This is a genomic window from Streptomyces sp. NPDC005533 (assembly GCF_042871845.1).
GTDB lineage: Bacteria > Actinomycetota > Actinomycetes > Streptomycetales > Streptomycetaceae > Streptomyces.
Map to the genome: position 1 here is coordinate 1 of NZ_JBIAJH010000197.1, position 1,200 is coordinate 1,200.

1 protein-coding gene is annotated in these 1,200 nt (G+C 65.8%); it reads right to left on the bottom strand.

Going from position 1 to position 1,200, the window contains the following annotated elements; genetic code table 11:
* Positions 1–189: 189 nt before the first annotated feature.
* Positions 190–1,200 (bottom strand): IS110 family transposase (locus ACFYP3_RS37910; protein WP_388842681.1); only part of this gene is annotated, 1,011 nt, incomplete at its 5' end.

Genomic DNA, 1,200 nt, shown 5'->3' on the forward strand with positions numbered 1-1,200 from the left:
GCTGCACTGGTACAACTACCACCGACCCCACACCGGCATCGCAGGCCAAACCCCAGCCAGCCGCGCCACCAACCTCTCCGGACAACACACCTAGGCCGTTTCCTTCGGATTACCTGGCTGACCAGATGAAGATCGCGGCGAGGTGGAGTCCGGAGGTGGATGGTGGCGGTCTTGATGCCCCTATGGATGTCAAGCCGCCAGGACGTGGGTGGTGGTCCGGGTGATGAGTCGGTGGATCTCGCGTGCGACGTAGCGTTTGAGACAGCGAAGTGCTTCGCGTCGGGTCTTGCCTTCGGAGACACGCCTGTTGGTGTAGTCGCGGGTGCGGGTGTCCCATCGGAGACGGGCCAGCACGATGGTGTAGAGGGCGGAGTTGGCCTGCCGGTTTCCGCCTCGGTTCAGGCGCCGACGCTGGGTTTTCCCAGAGGAGGCTTCGACTGGACTGACGCCGCAGAGGGCTGCGAACGAGGCCTCGCTGCGGAGGCGTTCCGGGTTGTCACCCGCTGCAATCAGAAGCGTCGCGGCAGTGTCGGGGCCGACGCCGTAACAGGACAGGAGCTGCGGATTGTGCTGCGTGATGACGTCTCTGATCCGCGTGGTGAGATCTTCGATCTCCTCGGTGAGGTGCTGAATCCGCCGGGCCAGCAGTTTGAGCGTGTGGGCGGCGGCGCCTGCCGTTCCGGAGGCAGAGCTGTCGAGTGCGGCGCAGGCGCGTATCAGTTTGGGGTTGCTCAGGCCGGCCAGAGACTCGCGGAGCTCGGGATCGGTGGCGACGAGAACGGCCTTGAGCTGGTTGATCGCCTGAGCCCGGGACTTGATTGCGGAGGCCTTGGCCATCTTGAACAGCTTGAGCATCTCCACGGGCCCGTCGCCGGCCTTCGCGGTCGCGGTCGCCCGGCCGGTGATCACTGCGCGGGCTGCAGCCTCGGCATCGACGACGTCGCTCTTGCCGCGGCGCCGGCGGGTGGCCTTGTCGGGCTGGTTCACCTCGAAGACGGTGATGCCCTGACCATGCAGATAGCGGCTGAGCGCGGCGCCGTATGAGCCCGTGCATTCCACCCCGGCTTGGTTGAGGTGGCCCAGTGTCCGGGCCCAGACCAGTAACTGAGCCTTTTCAGCGGTGAGTCTCCAGGGTGAGGATGGCTCGGGCGATTGACGTGAGGTTGTTGGGGCTGAGGCGGGCTTTGCGGAGGATGCGCC